Origin of the sequence: Micromonospora sp. DT4 (assembly GCF_049841675.1) — a bacterium.
Lineage (GTDB): Bacteria > Actinomycetota > Actinomycetes > Mycobacteriales > Micromonosporaceae > Micromonospora.
The window spans coordinates 1-2,508 of sequence record NZ_JBNCKT010000248.1; the positions used below are offsets into that span (position 1 = coordinate 1).

Here is a 2,508-nt window from a genome sequence, read left to right on the forward strand (position 1 = left end):
TCCACGGCGTCAGTCGTCATGGTCATCAGGTGCGTCTTTCTTGATCAGGAGTTACACCGTTCTTTTTACAGTCCCGAATCGAGGTCAAGATCCGCGCAAGTTCGGGGGTAACTATTCGGGTGGTGGGGTTGGCGGCTTGATCGTTTGCATGTTTTGGGCAGGGTGTCGGGTTGTGGATGGTGCTGGCCGGCCGAGATATGACGAGCTTGCGGCGTTGGTGGTGCAGCAGCAGCGGCAGATCGAGTTGTTGCGGGCGCGGGTGGCTGAGCTTGAGCGGCGGTTGGGGCTGAATTCGCGGAATTCGTCGAAGCCGCCGTCGTCGGATGGTCTCGCGAAGCCGCCGCCGCGGTCGTCGCGGCGGTCGTCTGGGGCCGGGCCAGGTTAGAGCGACTGGGTGTGCCACGAACGCAAGGAGGAGCTTGATGTAGGTAGAGCGACTTTATGCGGTGCTGTGCAGGAGATGAAGGTTGGCCCTTCGGAGTCGCCCTGCGGGGGGAGGCTCCAAACCGCCACATGCTGCGGAAGTGGTAACGCGACCGTGGTGAGCGATGTGGAAAAGGCACTGATTGAAGTGTCAGGTGGGGATCAGGAAGACGAGCGCGAGCGAATCACTGACGACGTGTCGTTATTTAACTCTAGGTGGCATCAAAACCGGGGTGCCTTGTCGATCCCGGGAAGAGCCTGGCGGATACCCGTTTACTGGCCAGGTGGTGTCCGGCATGGAGGTGACGTGAGCCTGATCTGCTGCTCTTGCATGGAACGTGGGAAGGCATGTCTCGACACCGTTGCCCCGGGATGGGGTGCGAGAGGGAGTGCTTCAAGCGGCTGACACCGCAAGGGGTTGAGTACCGTCGCGAGGCGTGCTGGCGGACCGGCTCGTAGTAGTGCCGAAGCCCTTGTTATGGGGGTGGAGCGAAGGGGCCGGGTCATCCGCGGCTGTGTGTGTCTGGTCAACCGGACGTTGTTCGGGAGGAGCCGATGGACAAGCTGAAGTCACCAGAGAAGCCGTTTGAGATTTCGAAGTGGGAGGTCTGGGAGGCGTTTCGTGAGGTGAAGCGAAATCAGGGTGCGCCGGGGGTGGACGGGCAGTCCATTGCCGACTTCGAGGCCGATCTGGAGGGCAACCTTTACAAGATCTGGAATCGGATGTCGTCGGGGGCGTACTTTCCGCCTCCGGTGCGAGCGGTGGAGATTCCAAAACAGCACGGCGGCGGCACGAGGATGCTCGGCGTCCCCACCGTCGCCGACCGGGTCGCGCAGACGGTGGTAGCCAGGCACTTGGGGATTCGTGTGGATCCAATATTCCACGAGGATTCCTACGGTTACCGGCCGAATCGGTCGGCCCTGGACGCGGTCCAGCGCTGCCGGCAACGGTGTTGGAAGAAAGACTGGGTGATCGATCTTGACATTCAGAAGTTTTTCGACAGCGTCCGGTGGGACCTCATCGTCAAGGCTGTCCAGGCTCACACCGACGCCGTCTGGGTGACGTTGTATGTCAAGCGGTGGCTCCAAGCGCCGCTGCAACTGCCCGACGGAACCTTGCAGGAGCGGGACCGGGGGACCCCGCAGGGGTCCGCGGTCTCGCCCGTGCTGGCGAACCTGTTCATGCACTACGCGTTCGACACCTGGCTCGCCCGGAACTTTTCGGACGTCCAGTTCGAAGGCTATGCCGATGACGCGGTCGTGCACTGCGCCAGCGAGCACCAGGCCCGCCAAGTGCTGGCGGCACTCGGGAACAGGATGGACGAGGTCGGGCTGCGGCTGCACCCCGACAAGACCAAGATCGTGTACTGCAAGGACGGCAACCGGCGCGGCTCGTACGAGCACACGTCGTTCACCTTCCTGGGGCTCACGTTCCAAGCCCGCAAGGCGCGCAGCAGGAAGGGGAAGAACTTCACCAACTTCCTGCCCGCGATCAGCAAGGAAGCCCTGAAGAAGATCAGTGGGCAAGTCCGCGCCTGGCGGATCCACCTGCGGATCGGCCACACCTTCGCCGAGCTGGCGCGAAAGATCAACCCGATCGTGCGCGGCTGGCTGCAGTACTACGGGGCGTACTACCGCTCCGCTTTGCTGCCCCTCCTGGAACGCATCAACGCCTACCTGGTGCGCTGGATCCGCAAGAAGCACAAACGACTGCGGCCGTTCAGGAAGGCCCAACAGTGCTGGCAGCGCATCACCCGCCAATACCCGAGGCTCTTCGCCCACTGGGCATGGACACCGCGCTTCTGGTGATCAGGATGACAAGAGCCGTGTAACGCGAGACTGTTACGCACGGTTCTGTGGGAGCCCGGGGGTGAAATCCCCCCGGGCGACCCGACCAATAGGTGTCACCTGAGTCGGCGGGTTGTCGGTCGGGTGTTCCAGCGGTAGAGCGTGCGGGCTCGTTGGATGAGTTGACGGATCGTGACGATCGCGGCGGCGGCCAGGTAGGGGTAGAAGTCGATGATTTTGGCGTTGCGGTCGGTGTAGCGGCGGATCTTGCCGAAGTCGTTCATCCACGAGTTCGTG

The 2,508-nt window shown here is 62.5% G+C and carries 2 protein-coding genes and 1 pseudogene; 2 read left to right on the plus strand and 1 reads right to left on the minus strand.

Features of this window, described 5'->3' with window-relative positions:
- Positions 1-148 precede the first annotated feature (148 nt).
- Both ACLQ24_RS29315 and ltrA read left to right on the plus strand, forming a co-directional pair.
- Positions 149-385 (plus strand): DUF6444 domain-containing protein, encoded by a 237-nt coding sequence (locus tag ACLQ24_RS29315; RefSeq protein ID WP_425894979.1) that lies wholly within the window; start codon positions 149-151, stop codon positions 383-385.
- A 593-nt stretch (positions 386-978) separates the two neighbouring features.
- The gene (ltrA, locus tag ACLQ24_RS29320; RefSeq protein ID WP_425894978.1) at positions 979-2,232 is read left to right on the plus strand and encodes a group II intron reverse transcriptase/maturase; all 1,254 of its coding nucleotides are present in this window, start codon (positions 979-981) and stop codon (positions 2,230-2,232) included.
- A gap of 95 nt (positions 2,233-2,327) precedes the next feature.
- On the opposite strand, the pseudogene ACLQ24_RS29325 reads toward ltrA, so the two are convergent.
- Positions 2,328-2,508: pseudogene (locus ACLQ24_RS29325) on the minus strand (IS5/IS1182 family transposase); the annotation flags it as partial.